This is a genomic window from Kitasatospora griseola, from assembly GCF_014648555.1.
GTDB classification, from domain to species: domain Bacteria; phylum Actinomycetota; class Actinomycetes; order Streptomycetales; family Streptomycetaceae; genus Kitasatospora; species Kitasatospora griseola.
Map to the genome: position 1 here is coordinate 214,424 of NZ_BMRI01000012.1, position 646 is coordinate 215,069.

A 646-nucleotide genomic window follows, 5' to 3' on the forward strand; every position below is an offset into this window, starting at 1 on the left:
CGCGCCCACCTCGCACGTCGACTGGGAGTCCGGCGCGGTCCGCCTGCTCACCGAACCGGTCGCCTGGCCCGGGACCGGGCGTCCCCGCCGGGCCGGCGTGTCGGCGTTCGGCATCAGCGGCACCAACGCGCACGTCGTTATCGAGCAGAGCATTCTCGAACAGCCCGCCGAGGCCGACTCCGCCGCACCCGCTCCCCGGGGCCGCGCGGACGACCAGGTTCTCTGGCCGCTGTCGGCCAAGTCCGAGGCGGCGCTGCGGGAGCAGGCGCGTCGGCTGGCCGCGTTCACTGCCGCACATCCGGAGGTGGGTCCGGCGGCGGTCGGGGGCGCGTTGGCCGCCCGCACCGTGTTCGAGCACCGGGCCGTGGTGGTGGGCGACGTCGCAGCCCTGGACGCTCTCGCCGAGGGCGGCACGGTGCCGGGTCTGGTCACCGGGGTCGCCCGGCCGTTGGGTCGGTCGGTGTTCGTGTTCCCGGGGCAGGGTGCCCAGTGGGTCGGCATGGGGGGGGGAGTTGTACGGCTCGGAGCCGGTGTTCCGGGACGCGATCGATGCGTGTGACGCGGCGCTTGCGCCGTACACCGATTGGTCGTTGGTGGAGGTGTTGACCGGCGGGGGTTCGCTGGACCGGGTCGATGTGGTGCAGCC

1 pseudogene is annotated in these 646 nt (G+C 74.3%); it reads left to right on the plus strand.

What is annotated here, in order from left to right:
* Positions 1-646: pseudogene (locus tag IEZ12_RS40915) on the plus strand (acyltransferase domain-containing protein); the annotation flags it as partial.